Source organism: Snuella lapsa (assembly GCF_039539345.1).
Lineage (GTDB): Bacteria > Bacteroidota > Bacteroidia > Flavobacteriales > Flavobacteriaceae > Snuella > Snuella lapsa.
On sequence record NZ_BAABCY010000093.1, the window covers coordinates 1 to 18,466 of the forward strand.

The 18,466-nt window shown below is 37.6% G+C and carries 17 protein-coding genes; 3 read left to right on the forward strand and 14 right to left on the reverse strand.

Translation table 11 applies throughout. The features are described from left to right. Positions 1–60: 60 nt before the first annotated feature. From ABD792_RS17090 to rlmD, 6 genes are all read right to left on the reverse strand, one after another. Entirely contained in the window at positions 61–537 is a 477-nt protein-coding gene (locus ABD792_RS17090; protein ID WP_345007587.1) for a hypothetical protein, read from the reverse strand. Between the two features lie 274 nt (positions 538–811). After that, positions 812–1,093, reverse strand: coding sequence for a DUF6048 family protein (locus tag ABD792_RS17095; protein WP_345007588.1), 282 nt, complete (start codon positions 1,091–1,093; stop codon positions 812–814). A 188-nt stretch (positions 1,094–1,281) separates the two neighbouring features. Then, positions 1,282–1,974, reverse strand: a complete 693-nt coding sequence (locus tag ABD792_RS17100; RefSeq protein WP_345007589.1) for a hypothetical protein — start codon at positions 1,972–1,974, stop codon at positions 1,282–1,284. A 339-nt stretch (positions 1,975–2,313) separates the two neighbouring features. Next, positions 2,314–3,042, reverse strand: coding sequence for a DUF6048 family protein (locus ABD792_RS17105; RefSeq protein WP_345007590.1), 729 nt, complete (start codon positions 3,040–3,042; stop codon positions 2,314–2,316). Further along, positions 3,008–3,544 (reverse strand): DUF6452 family protein, encoded by a 537-nt coding sequence (locus ABD792_RS17110; protein ID WP_345007591.1) that lies wholly within the window; start codon positions 3,542–3,544, stop codon positions 3,008–3,010. Before ABD792_RS17110 ends, ABD792_RS17105 begins: the two co-directional genes overlap by 35 nt. 191 nt (positions 3,545–3,735) lie before the next feature. Next, on the reverse strand, positions 3,736–5,145 hold the full coding sequence (rlmD, locus tag ABD792_RS17115) for a 23S rRNA (uracil(1939)-C(5))-methyltransferase RlmD (RefSeq protein ID WP_345007592.1): 1,410 nt from the start codon (positions 5,143–5,145) through the stop codon (positions 3,736–3,738). Positions 5,146–5,386: 241 nt separating this feature from the next. Here rlmD and rocD point away from each other — a divergent pair, with 241 nt between their 5' ends. From rocD to ABD792_RS17130, 3 genes are all read left to right on the forward strand, one after another. Continuing rightward, entirely contained in the window at positions 5,387–6,631 is a 1,245-nt protein-coding gene (rocD, locus tag ABD792_RS17120; protein ID WP_345007593.1) for an ornithine--oxo-acid transaminase, read from the forward strand. Positions 6,632–8,003: 1,372 nt separating this feature from the next. Then, positions 8,004–8,642, forward strand: a complete 639-nt coding sequence (locus ABD792_RS17125; protein WP_345007594.1) for a MarC family NAAT transporter — start codon at positions 8,004–8,006, stop codon at positions 8,640–8,642. A gap of 266 nt (positions 8,643–8,908) precedes the next feature. Further along, positions 8,909–9,994 carry an amidohydrolase family protein gene (locus ABD792_RS17130; RefSeq protein WP_345007595.1) on the forward strand — a complete coding sequence of 362 codons (1,086 nt, stop codon included), beginning with the start codon at positions 8,909–8,911 and terminating at the stop codon, positions 9,992–9,994. Here ABD792_RS17130 and ABD792_RS17135 read toward each other — a convergent pair whose 3' ends face one another. From ABD792_RS17135 to ABD792_RS17170, 8 genes are all read right to left on the reverse strand, one after another. After that, positions 9,995–11,536 carry an acyl-CoA carboxylase subunit beta gene (locus ABD792_RS17135; protein ID WP_345007596.1) on the reverse strand — a complete coding sequence of 514 codons (1,542 nt, stop codon included), beginning with the start codon at positions 11,534–11,536 and terminating at the stop codon, positions 9,995–9,997. A gap of 9 nt (positions 11,537–11,545) precedes the next feature. Beyond that, complete coding sequence (gene accC / locus ABD792_RS17140; protein ID WP_345007632.1) at positions 11,546–12,985, reverse strand: acetyl-CoA carboxylase biotin carboxylase subunit; 1,440 nt, start codon at positions 12,983–12,985, stop codon at positions 11,546–11,548. 217 nt (positions 12,986–13,202) lie between these two features. Continuing rightward, positions 13,203–13,688, reverse strand: coding sequence for an acyl-CoA carboxylase biotin carboxyl carrier protein subunit (locus ABD792_RS17145; RefSeq protein ID WP_345007597.1), 486 nt, complete (start codon positions 13,686–13,688; stop codon positions 13,203–13,205). A gap of 175 nt (positions 13,689–13,863) precedes the next feature. Beyond that, entirely contained in the window at positions 13,864–14,538 is a 675-nt protein-coding gene (locus tag ABD792_RS17150; RefSeq protein ID WP_345007598.1) for a PrsW family intramembrane metalloprotease, read from the reverse strand. After that, a complete protein-coding gene (locus tag ABD792_RS17155) occupies positions 14,539–15,090 on the reverse strand; it encodes an NUDIX hydrolase (protein WP_345007599.1) in 552 nt (183 codons plus the stop codon). It lies immediately after the preceding gene. 18 nt (positions 15,091–15,108) lie between these two features. Then, positions 15,109–15,579: a hypothetical protein gene (locus ABD792_RS17160; protein ID WP_345007600.1), complete on the reverse strand. Its 471-nt coding sequence runs from the start codon at positions 15,577–15,579 to the stop codon at positions 15,109–15,111. 6 nt (positions 15,580–15,585) lie between these two features. Then, positions 15,586–15,966 carry a DoxX family protein gene (locus ABD792_RS17165; RefSeq protein ID WP_345007601.1) on the reverse strand — a complete coding sequence of 127 codons (381 nt, stop codon included), beginning with the start codon at positions 15,964–15,966 and terminating at the stop codon, positions 15,586–15,588. A gap of 28 nt (positions 15,967–15,994) precedes the next feature. Further along, the gene (locus tag ABD792_RS17170) at positions 15,995–18,406 is read right to left on the reverse strand and encodes an alpha-ketoacid dehydrogenase subunit alpha/beta (RefSeq protein ID WP_345007602.1); all 2,412 of its coding nucleotides are present in this window, start codon (positions 18,404–18,406) and stop codon (positions 15,995–15,997) included. Positions 18,407–18,466 lie beyond the last annotated feature (60 nt).

Here is an 18,466-nt window from a genome sequence, read left to right on the forward strand (position 1 = left end):
GACCAAAACCGGTTCAGTCAACACGGTGTTCATGTTTGGCCGTACCGACCACACGAACACTTAGTTATTGGCAACAGTATTTTTTAATTCAGTCGGTTTATTATTTATTCGTTTAATCATATAAGAAATTAAAAGTCCGATTGAAAATGTTGTCAGAACTGTACAAACAAGAAAGGCGATTATCGGTGGAATCATCATTAAAAGTTTTTCTTCAGTAACAGTCAATACTGTAATCAAACAAAAAGTAGCCCAGATTATTAAATTCACAATAGTTGAGTATTTAAAGGAAGTCAGAAGTAATGATTTCCCCCTTTTAATATTCTGATAGGCTAATTTTCCTCCAACCCATAGAGCAATCAGAAACGCAACTAAAAGTCCGATTGTTGAAATTCTATAAGCTCCAAGAATAACAATTGTCAAAAGTCCTTCTCCAGTTAATAAAAAAGGAATCCAAATCGTAGCCGCGACAGTCAAAATTCCAATTGGTGTTCCAATGAGATAAGAAGTCAGAATGCTTTGTTTTAATTTCTTTTCCATTCGTTTTGCTTTCAGTTTGGGTATTGTTGCCAACTTGTTTATATGGATGACTAAATGTTTGATAATGTTCCAAAGTTGGTGGTATAACGCTGCTTTTTTTAGTACATCCCCTGTTATTATACTCTCAAGTGCAAAACATGGAAGCTAATATAATTACTTTCTTATAAACATAGAAAATAATTCCTTCAATTTTATAAAGAATATCAACAAAGCCTAAACCAACCTAATAGAAAGTTTTTAAGCCATTATAGAGGTGTTTGGTAGATATAAAATATTATTCCTTCACTTTTTTATACAGCGGAATACGATACGATATGGTATAGCCATAACCCACACCAATACCACTGCTGTCGTAGGTTTTATGGAATCCCGGAATGTAAATATTTTCAAAGTTGTTGGGCACTGTTTCTGTAACCGACATTTTAAGCTGCACATTAAGCCCGAGGTATAAGTTGTTAAACAATTCGGCCTTAATACCAAGAATGAGTTCCGCCCATACAGCAGTTAAACCATCAAAAGACTTGCCTTTACTAACACAGTAAAAGTGGCGTGGCAAGTCTATGCTTCATTTTTTACCGTTTTAAGGCAGTTACAGAAGCCATTTTAAGCCCATATGGCCATCTGGATTAGAACGCAATACTTTTAAAAAACAACAAACGCCCTTAAAATGGGCGTTTATGTATCTTGTTTTTACAAAACCACGGGCTTGTGCAACCGGTGTTAGCAAATGTTATTTTCAACAATTCAATTAATGCAATTTTCATTATATAATTTAACTAAGGAAATTAAATTTCCTCTATTCATTTTCTTAACCTTAGCAATAAAATCCATTGCTAATGAACAATCTTCAAAATAATTACTTTTCACACCACTACCTAATATAAAGCCACTACCTTTTAATTTCGTGATTTTTTTTTCGCCTTTACGTTTAACGTAATAGTGATAATGGGTTTTGCCTGATTTGTTTAGGTCTAGACTAGCTCCTTCCGTTTTTTGAAGATATAAATTGCAGTACCCCTCTTGGAGAACTTCGAGAAAGTCTCTCTGTCCATTTGAAAAAATGACGTTTTCAATAACAGTTCGCTTAAGAACATATTTTTCCTTCTTATTATTAGTATGCATATTAGCAATTACATCATTTTTATTAATATCCTTAATTTTTTTAATTTCAACATCGTTATCAATAATTTTACTAATTTTATCCTTAGGGATTTTGGTTTTAATAAAGTCTCCTCCTTTTAATTTCTTTTTTCCTGCGCTTTCATCTTTAATTTTAAATAGGGTAATGTTTTTGTTATTTATAAAAATTGTTCTGAAATCGTCAATGATTTTGCTTCCATCTTTCAAAAATATTGTGTCATTGGTATTCTGATAAATTTGTCCAAAAGAATTAACTGATATGATAAATAAACAGATAAATGAAGGAATGCTTTTCATAAGTTTTTATATTTATTTAATTATTTTAATTTGGCAAGTCTTGATACTATATTGTAATCATTGTCGTTTGGTGATAAATGAGTCATAATATTTGCTAACTTGTTTATATGGATGACTAAATGTTTAATAATGTTCTCAAAAGTTGAGATAACACTGCTTTTTTAGTCGTATACTCTCAAGTGTAAAACACAGAAGCTAATATAATCACTTTCTTATAAACATAGAAAATAATTCCTTCAATTTTATAAAGAATATCAATAAGCCTAAACCAATCAGATGGAAAGTTTTAAGCCATTATAGAAGTATTTGGTTGTTTAAAAGAAAACCAGTGTAGCTATATTACTCCTTCACTTTCTTATACAACGGAATACGATACGAAATGGTATAGCCATAACCCACACCAATACCACTGCTGTCGTAGGTTTTATGAAATCCCGGAATGTAAACATTTTCAAAATTGTCTGGTTCCGTTTCAGTAACCGACATTTTAAGCTGCACATTAAGCCCAAGATATAAGTTGTTAAACAATTCGGCCTTAATACCAAGGATGAGTTCAGCCCATACAGCGGTCAAGCCATCAAAAGACCTGCCTTCACTAACACTGTACTGAGGTGCCCAAAACTGATCTGTGTTATAGATGTTATAACTATTAAGATTATGGCTAAACGAGCTGGCCGCCAGACGAAAACCAGTATAGATCATATTGTCCATATCCAACCAGTTTTGGTACATGTTATAATCTATTCCAGCCTTAATATACGAGCCCTTACTTGTTATGTCTAAATAGTCTGTAACCGTATTTTTTTCTTCAAAACCCAATTCCCCGGCAAGGTATAATTTAGGCTTTAAGCGGTAATCGGCACTAACCTCAAAACCACTGTAATCGTCATCAACGAACGAGCGAACCAGTTTACCAATATCGCCACCCACACGCAGGCCATATTTTAGCTGTACCTTTAAAGTGTCGTTAACAGTACTTACAATACTATCGTTTTGTGCGCTGGCAAACGCACAAAAGAAAACCATAAACAGACTAGTGATATATGTTAAAGTGCGTTGTTGTTTCATCTTCTACAGATTGGTTGGGGTTAAGAGCTTGTTGCGATAATATCCAGTTGTCACCATCGTCCTCAATGGTTAACGTTACGTTCTGAAAGATGGTTTTATAACCACAGGCACGCGACACATATATCTCTTCACGACTGTAGTTAATAGTTAAAACATCGTAATTACCTTCAATAACATCATCGCTCGTATCATCGGGTGTACCATTGTCATTTACCTTTGCATTCTTTATAAGCCTGTATTGCGTTGTGTTGGCCTTGGTGTCCAAAGGTAAAACCAAATTGTTTTTTGATTCAAATGCATAGCCCGGAAGTATGGTGCTTTCCGTGCCTTTGGCAACAACCAGGTTAAAGATGTTTTTTTTGCTTTCCTGATTTTCGAAATCAAAAACATCAATAATTAAATGGGGGGTAGTAGGAGTGCTACCCGGGCAGATATCGTCCCTTTCGCAGCCTGTATGCGCCGTTAAAATAGCTAGGAGAATTAGTAAACTTAGTTTCTTCATGAATTTAGGGTACGCTGTTTTTAGTTATGATGACTTAACAAATAGGTTTTTATACACTTAAATTTTAGCACTGGCATGTGTTAGTAATTAATTATATCCGTTGTGGCATCGTCCGTTCCTTGCCAAATGCATTATGGGCTTTCATTAAGTTACAAATAAACGAATAAACACATAAACAATAAAAGCTCTGCCTAACGTTTTTCCAAAAGCACTACATTTTCAACGTGAAACGTTTGCGGAAACATATCTACCGCCTGCGTTTTCGTTACTTTGTACATACCATCCATCAACGCCAGATCCCTGGCCTGAGTGGCACTGTTACAACTTACGTAAACCACCTTTTGGGGGGCAATATTTAATATTTGCTGTACCACATCCTTATGCATACCATCACGGGGCGGATCGGTAATTATAACATCCGGATGCCCGTGCGCAGTAATAAATTCGTTATTAAAGACGTGTTTCATATCACCCACAAAAAAGTCAACGTTATTAATGTCATTTAATTGTGCATTCTCCTTGGCCGCGGCAATAGCATCAGGAACCGCCTCTACACCAACTACTTTACGCGCTTTCTTGGCAACAAACTGCGCAATGGTTCCAGTGCCCGTATAAAGATCGTAAACCAGCTCATTACCCGTAAGCCCAGCAAAATCACGGGTTATTTTATAAAGCTCGTAAGCCTGGTCACTATTGGTTTGGTAAAAAGACTTGGCATTGATTTTAAAGCGTAAACCCTCCATTTCTTCAAAAATATGATCCTTACCCTTATAACAAATAACCTCCTGATCGTAAATAGTATCGTTCCCTTTACCGTTAATTACATATTGTAAAGACGTTATTTGTGGGAAGCTTTCAGAAAGGAAATCCAATAAAAGCTCACGCTTTACCCTATCATCCATAAAAAACTGGATTAATACCATTAAATCTCCAGTGCTGGCTGTACGTATCATCATGGTACGTAGCAAGCCCGTTTGATTACGAGTGTTAAAAAATGCCAAATCGTTATCAATTGCAAATTGCTTAACAGCATTACGTATGGCATTCGATGGATCCTCCTGTAAATGACAAGACTTAACATCCAGAATTTTATCCCACATACCCGGAATATGAAACCCCAAAGCGTTTTTATCAGTAAGCGCTTCGTCAGATTGTATTTCCTCTAAAGTCAACCATCGACTGTCACTAAAGGAAAATTCCATTTTATTACGATAAAAATACTGCTTAGCAGATCCAAGTATTGGCGTTACCTCAGGAAGCTGAATGTGCCCCAGTCGCGTTAAATTGTTAACAACCTCCTTTTGTTTATAATACAATTGGTGCTCGTAGCCCATGTGTTGCCATTTACAACCACCACACGTTCCAAAATGTTCGCATACCGGGCGTACCCGTTTATCCGACAACTTATGAAATACAGTAGCTTTTCCTTCATAATACGCTTTACGCTTCTTAAAAGTTTGTACATCTACAACATCACCCGGAACGGCATTTGGTAAAAATATAACTTTACCATCCGGTGCTTTGGCAACAGTTTTGCCCTTTGCACCAGCATCTATAACCTCAACGTTGGTAAAGACCTGTTTTTTGTTTCTTCTTGACATGCTGCAAAAATAATAATAGCCACCATATATATTGCTTATTTATATTTACTTTATGAGATTTTTTTTAAGCATGTGTTAGATAGCAGAGCACCAAAATGTATATACAAAATTTTAGGACATCGCGAATATTTAGTAAATTGCAAGCCCTAAGGATGATTTCTCTCCCACGCTGAATTTTCGACACTTCGAAAGGATAAAGGTACAGTAGGAATGGTTATTTTATCAATTTAATACCATTAAAATGGCTGTTTTAGAACACACAACACCCCAACAAGTAATTAATTTAGAAAACCAATACGGTGCGCATAATTACCATCCGCTTCCAGTAGTATTGAGCAAAGGAAAAGGCGTACATGTTTGGGATATAGAAGGTAAACAATACTATGACTTTTTATCGGCCTATTCAGCTGTTAATCAAGGACACTGCCACCCTAAGATCGTAGGTGCTATGGTGCAACAAGCACAAACACTAACACTAACCTCTCGTGCATTTTATAACGATATGTTAGGCAAGTACGAGAAGATGGCTTGCCAATTTTTTGGATTCGATAAGCTTTTACCAATGAATACTGGTGCTGAAGCTGTGGAAACAGCTTTAAAGATTTGCAGGCGCTGGGCATACGAAGTAAAGGGTATTGACGAAAATCAAGCTGATATTATTGTATGCGAAAACAATTTTCACGGACGCACAACAACCATTATTTCGTTTTCAAACGATCCCGTAGCACGTGAAAACTTTGGGCCGTATACCAAAGGCTTCGTTAAAATACCTTATGATAATATTGAAGCCTTGGAATCTGAACTAAAAAATAATCCAAATGTAGCCGGATTTTTGGTCGAGCCTATTCAAGGAGAGGCAGGCGTGTACGTGCCAAGCGAAGGGTACTTGGCTAAAGCCAAAGCACTTTGTAATCAGTACAACGTTTTGTTTATAGCAGACGAGGTGCAAACTGGTATTGCACGTACGGGAAGGCTCTTAGCGGTAGATCATGAAAATGTACGCCCGGATGTTTTGATACTAGGTAAGGCCTTAAGTGGCGGTGCCTATCCAGTAAGTGCAGTTTTAGCAAATGATGCCATTATGAAAGTAATTAAACCAGGGAGTCATGGCAGTACATTTGGAGGCAATCCCATAGCAGCAGCAGTAGCTATGGCTGCTTTAGAAGTAGTGCAAGAAGAAGATCTAGCCAATAGGGCAGAGACTTTGGGGCGTTTGTTCCGTGATGAACTCAATGCATACATTGAAACAAGTAATATAGCTAAGTTGGTGAGAGGCAAAGGCCTTTTAAATGCAATCGTGATAAATGATGATGAAAATAGCGATACAGCTTGGAACATTTGTTTGGCTTTACGCGATAATGGTCTGTTAGCCAAGCCAACACATGGTAATATTATTCGGTTTGCCCCACCTTTAGTAATAACAGAAGCACAGTTATTAGACTGTGTGGCTATTATTAAAAAGACATTAAAACAGTTCGAACCTTAAGCAGTTTCTTGTTGAGTTAATCGAAAAGAATTCCTCGACGCTTTGCGTCGGGGTTTCCACTGACATTGTCATTCCCATGGAAATGGGAATCTAAATATAGAATTTCGGTTTTTGACCTAAAAGGTCAAAATGAAACGAGCGAAATACCTCTATGGCTCTGCCTCGAGGATAGTTCGTTTCAAGAAATTCTTTATTTATATAAAGTACCCCAAGGCTTGGCTTTGGGGTAATTTTTTGACTAAACCCCATCCGATGGTAAGCCCACAGGTTTAATCAAAAAGAATTCCTCGACGCTCAGCGTCTGGGTTTTCGTTGAAATTGTCATTCCCGTTTTTAACGGAAATCTAAATACAGAATGTCGGTTTTTGGCCTTGTGAGATCAAAATGAAACGAGCGAAACCTGTACTTAGCATCTCGACAAGCTCGATACAGGCTCTGTCGAAGTATGCCCCTACGGTTCTACATCAGGGATAGTTCGTTTCAAGAAATTCTTTATTACAAACCAAAGCCTGTATTGCCACGAATTCACGAAGATTTCTAACCCCTGCCATTCGTGAATTAGCAGCTCATAAAATTTAGGAAACCCCAAGGCTTGTATTAAAAGCATATAGGTTCAACTAGCAATCCAAACCAAGAAAACAGAAACAACGCATTAGTAACCTATTTAAATAAGAGCCTTGCATAAGTAGAAAATGTTTTCAAGGTTGCATATCTCATTGTTGTTATGTAAATTGAACCACCCGAACGCTAGAAAAATGGTTACAGAAAGCTTTGTAGAATGACACATTTTGCAAAGAATTAACTTCCCAATCAAGTAGACCGATCACCTTTATTGTCTCGCTGTCCTATACCATATAAAGGAATGTCCCGATGAGGGTTCACCCGTATCTAAGTGCACCCAAAGCCATGTCAACACCATGTAAACCCCTTATAAAAGTAAGCTGTGGGGTATGTGTGCTGCATGTTTTAGACAAACTATGTCATTGCGAACGCAGTGAAGCAATCTGTGAGTAGGGGGTAACCAAGAGATGGCTTCGGTCGTACCTCCCTCGCCATGACGTACGTGTTTGTTTTTTGTTTGGGTTTGTAACAAGGGTTTGGACAATCAATTTGGGGAAAGCAGGTCATTATTTGTATAGCTAATCAGTTTTTAACGTCATCCTGACGAAGTATGAGGAAGAATCTCATTATTATAAGATTTCTCACTTCAACTTTGCTCAGTACAAGCTTAGTTGTTTCCCACTCTGTAGAAATGATTTTCATTATATTAGATAGTTTTGTTGAGCAAACTCAGATTCCTAAATATTTAATCTTATCTTAATCATTTCATAACCCTTAAGCCGATAAATAGTGGTGTTTTTGCCAAAAAAACATGGAACTATTTTTGTTGAGTTTTGGAGCCTTATTCTCAATCATGAATCCACTGGGGACCGTGCCCATTTTTGTTGGCCTTACCCTCGATAATAATAAAAAAGAACGCGCTGTAACAGCATTTTGGACTGCCATCGATGTGTTGGCCATTTTACTATTGTCGTTTTTCGCAGGAAAGTATATCCTGTCCTTTTTTGGTATTAGCCTAAATGCTTTAAAAATAGCTGGCGGACTTATTATTGTATCTTCCGGTTTTGCGCTTTTAACAGGTAAATTTAGAGAACATAAAGGCATGAAACGCGAACGCGTAGAAGAAGATATCCGTACACGCGATTCGATCGCCCTAACACCGTTGGCCATACCCATGTTGGCAGGTCCGGGAACAATATCCATGTTAATTACGTACAATCAGGAATACCATTTACCAGATCAGGTTGCCATACTAATAAGTGCCATGTTGCTATCAGCCATTAGTATATATCTAATTTTAAAGAGCGCCCATGCAATTGTTAAACTGTTGGGAGCTTCAGGAATCAATGCACTATCAAGAATTATCGGATTTGTAGTTATTGCGATTGGAGTAGAGTATATTATTTCGGCTGTAGTCGATATTGTAACTCATAATATCACTATAGCATAAAATACAGGGATTGCTTGTCTAGGTGTTAAACCAATCTTAAAGTTATATGTAATTATTTGAATAATAGTAATTTTAGATATGACTAATAGAATAACATTAAGGATATTCATATATAACCATAACCGAATGAAACGAGCATTAAGAAATTTTAAAAATTACTTCACAAAAGGAAATGTTTAAAACTTTTAATGTGAGAGCGTAGCGGTTTCATACGTTCTCAATTTTATAATTAACTTATTATTAAATAATTATCAAAATTAAAACGAATGAAATTACAAAACCTTCTCTTTCTATTGCTAACATGTGTTTTTACAATTAGCAATGCTCAGGACATGTCTTTTGAAACCTACAATCCAACCTCAACACTCGTTGTTCCCGGTAAAATAATAAAACAAGCAAAGTTTCCATTTATTGACGTACATGGACATCAATACAGAATGGCAACACAAGATTTGTCTCCAGTTGTAGCGGCCATGGACACCCTAAACATGAAGATTATGGTCAATTTAAGTGGGCGCTCAGGAGATAACTTGAAAATGGCTGTTAAAAATATAGCAGACCACTTCCCAAATCGGTTTGTAGTATTCGCTAATATCGACTTTAATAATGCCGGAGCAGAAGGATGGATAGAAAAAACAGTTGCCCAATTAAAGCAAGATGTAAAAAACGGAGCAAAAGGATTAAAGGTTTATAAAAGCCTGGGGATGCATAATAAAGATGTACAAGGAAATAGATTGGCTGTAGACGATACGCGGTTGGATCCTATTTGGGAAACCTGTGGTGATTTAGGAATCCCTGTGCTTATTCACTCGGCAGACCCTAAATCCTTTTGGGACGATTTTAATGCAGATAATGAACGTTGGTTAGAGCTTAAAACCCATCCCCGAAGAAAACGCAGTGCAAATGATCCAGCACCCTGGGAGCAAATTATTGCAGAACAACATCGTATGTTTAAAAAGCACCCTAAAACAACATTCATAAATGCCCATATGGGATGGTATGCCAATAATTTAGGTAGGTTAGGGGAATTGCTAGACGAAATCCCTAACATGAACGTAGGGATAGGTGCCATTATAGCCGAGTTGGGCCGACAACCACGATTCGCAAAGGCCTTTTTTATAAAATACCAAGACCGTATCTTATTTGGGAAAGACAGTTGGAAACCCGAAGAATTCCCTACCTACTTTAGAGTTCTAGAAAGTGCCGATGAGTATTTTCCATACCATAAAAAGTACCATGCATTTTGGGCTATGTATGGTTTGGACTTGCCAGACAAGGTGCTAAAAAAAGTATACTATAAAAATGCCCTGCGTATTGTGACTGGGCTTGATAGTACCATGTTTCCTAATTGATTATAGCGGTATATTACCGTGTTTTCGTTTGGGGCGGTTTACCTCTTTGTTTTCCAGCATGGCAAATGCCTTTATGAGTTTACGTCGCGTATCTTTAGGTAAAATAATCTCATCTATAAAACCGCGACTGGCTGCTCTGTAGGGATTCGCGAATTTTTCGGCATACTCGGTTTCTTTTTCAACTAGTTTTTTAGCAGGATCTTTAGCCTCTGCAATGTCTTTTTTAAATATAATCTCACTGGCTCCCTTGGCTCCCATAACAGCAATTTCGGCCGTAGGCCATGCAAAATTCATATCAGCACCAATGTGTTTTGAGTTCATAACATCATAAGCACCCCCATAGGCTTTTCTGGTAATAACTGTTACACGGGGAACCGTGGCTTCACTGAGTGCATACAATAGTTTAGCACCATGTACAATAATACCTTGCCATTCTTGGTCCGTACCTGGTAAAAACCCAGGAACATCTACCAACACTAGTAAAGGAATATTAAAACAATCGCAAAAACGTGTAAAGCGTGCCGCTTTCTTCGAACTGTTTACATCTAAAACACCAGCTAAAACCATGGGCTGATTGGCGATAATACCAATACTGCGACCTCCTAATCGAGCAAACCCTACAATAATATTTTCGGCATAGTCCTTATGAATTTCATAAAAAGAATCCACATCAATAATGCCCGAAATAACACTGTGCATGTCGTAGGGCTTATTGGGATTGTCGGGAATGCTATTTGTTAGGACATCACGCACTTCGTCATTAAAAGTTGTATCCAATAATTTAGTTGTTTCCCTGTTGTTTTGAGGTAAATAGCCTAAAAGTGTTTTAATTGCTTCTAAGCATTCAACATCATTGGCCGCTGTCTTATGGGCAACCCCAGATTTGGAAGCATGGGTATGTGCACCCCCTAAAGCTTCGCTGGAAACCTCTTCGTTGGTAACCGTTTTAACCACGTTGGGACCAGTAACAAACATGTAACTGGTTTGTTCTACCATAATAGTAAAGTCGGTCATGGCTGGTGAGTATACAGCACCACCTGCACATGGTCCCATAATAGCCGATATTTGTGGTACCATACCAGAAGCCTGTACATTTCTATAAAATATATCAGCGTAGCCCCCAAGAGATCGAACCCCCTCTTGAATGCGTGCCCCACCAGAGTCGTTAAGCCCAATAATTGGTGCTCCAACTTTTAAGGCCATGTCCATAATTTTGCATATTTTTTCGGCATGCGTTTCAGAAAGGGATCCACCAAAAACCGTGAAATCTTGTGCATAAACATAAACAAGCCTGTCTCGTATTGTCCCATAGCCCGTAACAACACCATCACCATAGTATACCTCTTTCTCCATATTAAAATCGGTGGTACGATGCGTTACCAACAAACCTGTTTCTTCAAACGAGCCTTCATCCAAAAGATAGGCAATGCGCTCTCTGGCTGTTAGTTTTTTCTTTGCGTGCTGTTTGTCTATACGCTTTTGTCCACCACCAAGATGAGCCAAGGCAATGCGCTCGTTTAGTTTGTTTATTTTAGAATCCATAGACTTGTTTTAATGAGGTAAACGTAATGTTTTTAGATCTTCAGTGTATTGCTTTACAGCAATCAATGCCGCCAGTTTAGCTTCGGTTTTTAGTTTTGTCCTTATTATTTCTGGTTTAAAGTGATGTTCTACAAAATGAGTGTCAAAGTTCCCAGACCTAAAAGATTCATGTTCACATACATAGCGACCAAATGCCAAAGTAGTTGCTACACCTTCAACGTGGTAGTTGGAAATGGCTTGAAGCATAAGCTGTATGGCTTCTTGGCGTGTTTTTCCATGTGTTATCAATTTAGATAGCATAGGATCGTAATAAATGGGAATATCCATATGCGCTTCAAAACCATTATCTACGCGAATGCCTTTTCCCGTTGGAAGCCTGTATGTATTTAGATGTCCAACACTGGGCAGAAAATTATTTAAGGGGTCTTCCGCATAAACCCGTAATTCCAGTGCATGACCATTGATCTTTAAATCGGACTGCTTTATTTTAAGTGCTTCCCCTTGTGCGACCCTAATTTGGAGTTCTACCAGATCAACTCCAGTAATCAATTCCGTAACAGGGTGCTCAACCTGTAGGCGGGTGTTCATTTCCAAAAAGTAGAAATTGTGGTTAGCATCCAATAGGAACTCGACGGTACCCGCTCCTAAATAATTACAAGATTTAGCTACTTTAATGGCTGCTTCCCCCATTTTAGATCGTAACCCGGGACTTAACACGGTAGATGGTGCCTCTTCAATTACTTTTTGATGCCTTCTTTGGATACTGCATTCACGTTCAAAAAAATGTAATATATTACCATGACTATCAGCCATGACTTGAATTTCGATATGTCTTGGTGAATCGATATACTTTTCAATAAACACAGAACCGTCACCAAAAGCAGATGTTGCTTCACTGACAGCACGCTCCATTTGCGCTTCTAAGTCCGCTTCTTTTTCAACGATGCGCATGCCTTTGCCGCCACCTCCAGCCGAAGCTTTAATTAAAACCGGAAACCCTATTGTTTTAGCAACAGCCTTAGCCTCAGAAGTATTGGTAATGGCTTCATCAATCCCTGGAACCATAGGGATATTGTATTGTTTTACAGCTTCTTTTGCTGCCAGTTTGCTTCCCATGGTTCTTATGGCTTTAGAAGGCGGTCCAATAAAAATGATATGATTGGCCTCACATAATTCGGCAAAATCGGCATTCTCACTTAAAAAACCATAACCAGGGTGTATGGCATCTACATGGCATTGTTTAGCAGCATCTATTATTTTACTCGCATTTAGGTATGATGCACTAGATGGGGCTTCTCCTATACAGACCGCTTCATCTGCTAGTTTAAGATGAGGCGCATTTCTGTCTGCATCAGAGTAAACAGCGACCGTTTCTATACCCATCTTTTTAGCTGTTTTTATAATGCGCATAGCTATTTCACCTCGGTTGGCAATAAGTAGTTTGTTAATTTGAAGCATAGTTCGATTATTTTATTGATTATCCGTTATTAGTAATAATCTGCGTGTTGTCGTTCAGAACGGAGCCTGGCGAAGCGAAGAATCTTTTGATTATGAAAGAAGTTCCACTAAAGCCTGTGTTGAGCTTGTCGAAATATCCTAATGACAAAACGCTGCTTTTTTGTATCATGACACATAACGGATATTTATTTTTTTTTAGTTATTACGGTTATTCAAAAGCAATTAGCAACTGGTTTTTGTCAACGGCATCCCCTATACCAACCTCTATGGATTTTATGATACCATTTCTAGGCGCAACTATACTGTTTTCCATCTTCATAGCCTCTAAAACCAATAAAGGACTATTTTCCTCTACAGTTTCTCCAACACCTACACTTATATCACGTATTAAACCGGGCATTGGTGCTTTTATGGAATTAATATGTTTTGTGGTGCCCGTAGTAAATCCCATGTCGTTAATGCGAATATCGAGTGCATTGTAAATAAGGACTTCGTAAGTTGAGTTATTAATATTTACACAATACGTTTTGGCATTAAAATCAGCTTTTGTAATTTCTGCTTGATAGGATTTGTGCGCTTGGAGTATGTGGAATGTATTACTAGATGTTTTTAATATGTCTAGTTGCTCAAGCGACGCTTCGTTGATTTCGAATTCGTATGAGTCGTTTACTTTGGCTTTAAAAATACTATCCATAGTTTATTGGTCTTAAATTAAGTCAAAAGGTACACTTTATAGTGCATCTCACTTTAGCATCTAAAAAAATATATGCGCTACGAATACACGAATGTTAAGCTAATTTAAATTAGAAACAGCCTTAGGTATAAATATAAGAATTTTTGGATGTATTTGCTCTTTTGGCGAACTAAGTTTAGAGTTTAAAATGCGATCGATCCTGATGCTTTTTAATAGCCTTTCTGGATAGGTAAACACCAAAGAACAGTGAGGCAAAGGCACCAAGCCAAATACCCGGTATAAAATCAATGAATAAGAAAAAGTCGTAGGCACCATGAAACAGAATAGCCAACAATAAGCCTGCAAGATTAAGGCGTATTCTGTTTTTTGAAAATTTAGCTTTTCCCATGTAGTACCCCATTAAAATCCCGAAAGTGGCATGTGCAGGAACAGCCGTAAAGGCTCTAAGCAAAGCCGTTTGGTAGCCTCCGTCCAATACATAAAATATATTTTCGGTCGTGGCAAATCCCATAGAAACCATAAGGGCATACACAATCCCGTCAAAAGGTTCGTTAAAAGCTTTATTCGACTGAGCATAATAGCGTACAATAATGTATTTGCTAAACTCTTCGGTTAAAGCAACAACAAAAAAGGCTTTTACAAATTGTTGAAATATACTAAAATGGTTGGGCAAGGGGAGGAATATATTAAGGATATAACTGATAAGGGTGGTCACCAGAATACTTAAAACAGCTCCCATCAAGAAACAATAAAGGAGAATGATTTTTGGTTCCTTTTCGTAACGATCCTTATAATATATGTAAAGGATTATAATAGCAGCTGGAGCAATGGCTGTGAGGAGTAAGTTCATTTACGCTATAATTTGTTTTATACTTTCCAACACTATTTTGTAATAAGGTTTGTTTGAAGGAACCAAATGATTATCGTTGCCAATATGTTTTATCAAATAATCAAAATCGTCCAAAGAGACTAGTTTTAAGGCTTCAACTTCATCTTCTTGAGGGCTAAGATCGGTGATGTCTACTTTCAATTCACAAATGAAACTATGGTGAAATTCATTGTCTACTATACCATTTTCATAGTTTTGAAAGCATTCAAAAACACCTGTTTTATTTAGTTCGGATTGAGAAATACTTAGTCCAATCTCTTCTTTGGTCTCACGAATGGCTGCCTCTATTACAGTTTCACCCGAATCTATATGCCCCGCTACGGAAACATCCCATAGTAACGGACAAATACTTTTACTGGCAGCGCGTTGCGATAACAATATATAGCCCGATTTGGTATAAAACCAGATGTGGGCCGTATTATGGTAATAGCCCTTTTGGTGAATAATAGATTTTAATTCCGATTTTCCTGTAGGCTTTCCTTCTTTGGTAACAACGTCTATATATTCGTCCATGAGGCTTTAGTATTGAGCTTATAAGTTTTCTAACTTTATACTATAATCGTACTGCAAATCTTCATGTAAGGTAGTAATTATTTTTTTAGCCAATTGCAATTGCCGTTGGTACATGTTTACCAATTGCACACTCTTATTTATACTTGGTGAAAAGTGTTTTAGTTTGTAACAGAAATGCAGTAGCAGTTCTACTTCGGTTTCTTTGTTTTGCGAGTAACGGATGTATTTTTTTTTGTTTCGCAATATCTTCCGAACACTTTTTTTTATGAAGAAAAAACTACTGGTGTTAATCAACTCAAACTGTTCATCCATGTAGTCCCTAACAGTCTCGATGTATCCGTTTTCATCATGGGATTCGAAAAGGAGGTAGGTGAGTAGTTCTTTGTTTTCTATTTTGAACTTGGCTAAACGTAAACAGAGTGCTTCCAACTCAGCATTGGACTTATGCTTTAATTCGTGTTTAATATTAACAATCGAAGCAGCTTTCAATTGTTGTTATTTTTTTGAACCGTCAATAGAAAATTTGCCTGGTCCAGCAAAAAAGATCGCTATAAAAGCAATTAAGAAAAGAAGTGCTTTTTCTTTAGTTCCAAGAGGGTCGCTTATATGGACAACAAAAGCAGCAACAGCCATTGTAATAATGGAGGGAAGGGTGGCCCATCTTGTTTTAAACCCTATGATGATTAAAATTGGGGCTATCACTTCGCCAATTAAAGCAAAAATTAAAGAAAGCGGTTCGCCAAAACCTATGGGGTCAGCAAACTTTATTGGGCTTTCAAATAACAGTTTTATTTTCGGGATACCGTGCGTAAGCATCAATGATGATACTCCTACTCGAAGTATTAATAAAGCTAAGTCCGTAGATGGTCGTATCATTTTGGTAGATTTTAGAAATTGAAAGTTGTTATCTTAATTTAGGAAAATCTGAAGGTGCCAATTCATGCATAATATCGTAAACAGCTTCGAAAACGTCTTCTATAGATGGTTTTGAAAAATAATCGCCATCGTTGCCATATGCGGGTCTGTGCGTTTTAGCAGTTAGTGTTTTAGGTTGGCTATCGAGGTACTGATAGGCATTTTGATTGTTTAATATTTCATTCAAAATATAAGCCGAGGCACCGCCAGGAACATCTTCATCGATGATTAAAACACGATTGGTTTTAGCGATACTTTTTACAATGTCATGATTTAAATCTAAAGGTAACAACGACTGTACGTCAATTACTTCGGCATCTATTCCTACGGCCAGTAATTCTTTTGCTGCTTGTTCTACAATACGTAGGGTCGACCCATAAGACACCAATGTAATGTCTTCTCCTGTTTTAATAGTTTCTACAATACCAATAGGAGTTCTTATGTCGCTTAGATTGCTGGGCATTTTTTCTTTTAATCGATACCCATTTAAGCACTCTACAACCAAGGCAGGATCGTCCCCTTGTAACAGGGTATTATAAAAACCGGCTGCTTTGGTCATGTTTCTCGGTACCAGAATGTGTATACCATGCGTTAAATTTAAGATGCCTCCCATTTGAGAACCAGAATGCCAGATACCTTCTAGTCTGTGCCCCCTTGTTCTTACTATTAAGGGTGCTTTTTGCTTCCCTTTGGTCCTGTAATGTGTTGTGGCCAGATCGTCACTAATTATTTGAAGCGCGTACATGAGGTAATCCAAATATTGGATTTCGGCAATGGGTCTAAGGCCCCGTAATGCCATACCAATACCTTGTCCTACGATAGTAGCTTCACGAATACCTGTATCGGCGATACGTAATTCACCATATTTTTCCTGTAAGCCTTCAAGTCCTTGGTTAACATCACCAATATTACCACTATCTTCCCCAAAAATCAAGGCTTCAGGCTTGTTCTTAAAAATAGCATCAAAATTGTCGCGAATAATAATACGTCCGTCAACCATTGGTGCATCTTCTGAATATATCGGTTTGACCTCCTTAATGAGAACGGGAGATCTTTCTGTTTCTACGTACAGGTGAGAACTAAACTTGGGCTGGTTTGTTTCAAATTGGTTGTTGATCCAATTTCTGAGTAAATCTTTTTCTGAAGAAGTATCTCCTAAGGTGTATCTTAATGCCTTTCTTGCGTGGGATAGAATATCCTTTTGCGTTGGTTCGTCTATAGCCAATAGGTTGTTCTTGATATTGGTTATAAAAGTAGCATTAGTACTTGTAGGTGCTATTTGTGTAAGGATGGAAGCTAGGTTTTTTTGATCTTTTAAAATAGGTTTTAAAAAAGTAGCCCAAGCACTTTTTTTAGCTTCTCTAACGTCTCTTTTTATAGTTCTTTCAATATCTGTAAGGATCTCATTATCTGCAATCCCATTCTCTATGATCCATGCTCTCATTTTGGTATTGCAATCATGTGCGGTTTCCCAGTCTAAGCGTTCTCTGGATTTATAACGTTCATGTGAGCCCGAAGTGGAATGCCCTTGTGGCTGTGTTAGTTCTGTTACATGGATAAGTACAGGTACATGTTCCTCTCTGGCAATAGCTGACGCTTCTTGGTAGGTTTCAATTAAATTAGCGTAATCCCAACCTTTAACACGCAAAATCTCATAGCCTTTACTGTTCTTATCGCGTTGAAAACCTTTTAGGATTTCGGATATGTTTTCTTTTGTCGTTTGATGCTTGGCATGCACGGAAATACCGTATTCGTCATCCCAAACACTAATTATCATAGGAACTTGTAACACGCCTGCTGCATTGATGGTTTCGAAAAACAAGCCCTCACTAGTACTGGCATTACCTATGGTTCCCCAAGCAACTTCATTACCGTTTACAGAAAAGTTTGAAGCATTAATATCTTTAACGTGCCTAAAGATTTTTGAAGCTTGTGCCAGCCCTAAAAGCCGAGGCATTTGCCCTGCAGTAGGAGAGATATCGGCACTTGAATTGTATTGTTTAGTTAAATCTTTCCATTGTCCTTTGTCATCTAAACTATGGGTGGTAAAGTGACCTCCCATTTGCCTTCCTGCCGACATAGGTTCTATGGTAAGGTCGGTATTGGCATATAATCCGGCAAAGAATTGTTCCATAGTTAATTCGCCTATAGCCATCATAAAGGTTTGGTCACGATAATAGCCCGAACGCCAATCGCCTTTTAGGAATGCCTTTGCCATAGCCAATTGTGGAACTTCCTTTCCATCTCCGAATATTCCAAATTTAGCTTTACCCGTTAATACTTCTCGTCTCCCCAACAAACTACATTCTCGACTTCTTACAGCTATTTTATAGTCATTTAAAACTTCGGCTTTAAAATCGTCGAATGATATGTTGTTTTTCAAATCTGGAATTATTTGCATGCTGCTATGCTTTAACTTGTGCAAAAGTAGTTAATCTTTATGTTTTTTGCAATTTTAGAG

Bases quoted from the DNA above. Each gene is read 5' to 3' on its own strand.
- ABD792_RS17155 (WP_345007599.1), bottom strand. From the start codon at position 15,090: ATGGACGAATATATAGACGTTGTTACCAAAGAAGGAAAGCCTACAGGA.
- ABD792_RS17100 (WP_345007589.1), bottom strand. From the start codon at position 1,974: ATGAAAAGCATTCCTTCATTTATCTGTTTATTTATCATATCAGTTAAT.
- ABD792_RS17135 (WP_345007596.1), bottom strand. From the start codon at position 11,536: ATGGATTCTAAAATAAACAAACTAAACGAGCGCATTGCCTTGGCTCAT.
- ABD792_RS17165 (WP_345007601.1), bottom strand. From the start codon at position 15,966: ATGATACGACCATCTACGGACTTAGCTTTATTAATACTTCGAGTAGGA.
- ABD792_RS17130 (WP_345007595.1), top strand. From the start codon at position 8,909: ATGAAATTACAAAACCTTCTCTTTCTATTGCTAACATGTGTTTTTACA.
- ABD792_RS17110 (WP_345007591.1), bottom strand. From the start codon at position 3,544: ATGAAGAAACTAAGTTTACTAATTCTCCTAGCTATTTTAACGGCGCAT.
- rlmD (WP_345007592.1), bottom strand. From the start codon at position 5,145: ATGTCAAGAAGAAACAAAAAACAGGTCTTTACCAACGTTGAGGTTATA.
- ABD792_RS17105 (WP_345007590.1), bottom strand. From the start codon at position 3,042: ATGAAACAACAACGCACTTTAACATATATCACTAGTCTGTTTATGGTT.
- ABD792_RS17145 (WP_345007597.1), bottom strand. From the start codon at position 13,688: ATGGATAGTATTTTTAAAGCCAAAGTAAACGACTCATACGAATTCGAA.
- rocD (WP_345007593.1), top strand. From the start codon at position 5,387: ATGGCTGTTTTAGAACACACAACACCCCAACAAGTAATTAATTTAGAA.
- ABD792_RS17170 (WP_345007602.1), bottom strand. From the start codon at position 18,406: ATGCAAATAATTCCAGATTTGAAAAACAACATATCATTCGACGATTTT.
- ABD792_RS17150 (WP_345007598.1), bottom strand. From the start codon at position 14,538: ATGAACTTACTCCTCACAGCCATTGCTCCAGCTGCTATTATAATCCTT.
- ABD792_RS17125 (WP_345007594.1), top strand. From the start codon at position 8,004: ATGGAACTATTTTTGTTGAGTTTTGGAGCCTTATTCTCAATCATGAAT.
- ABD792_RS17090 (WP_345007587.1), bottom strand. From the start codon at position 537: ATGGAAAAGAAATTAAAACAAAGCATTCTGACTTCTTATCTCATTGGA.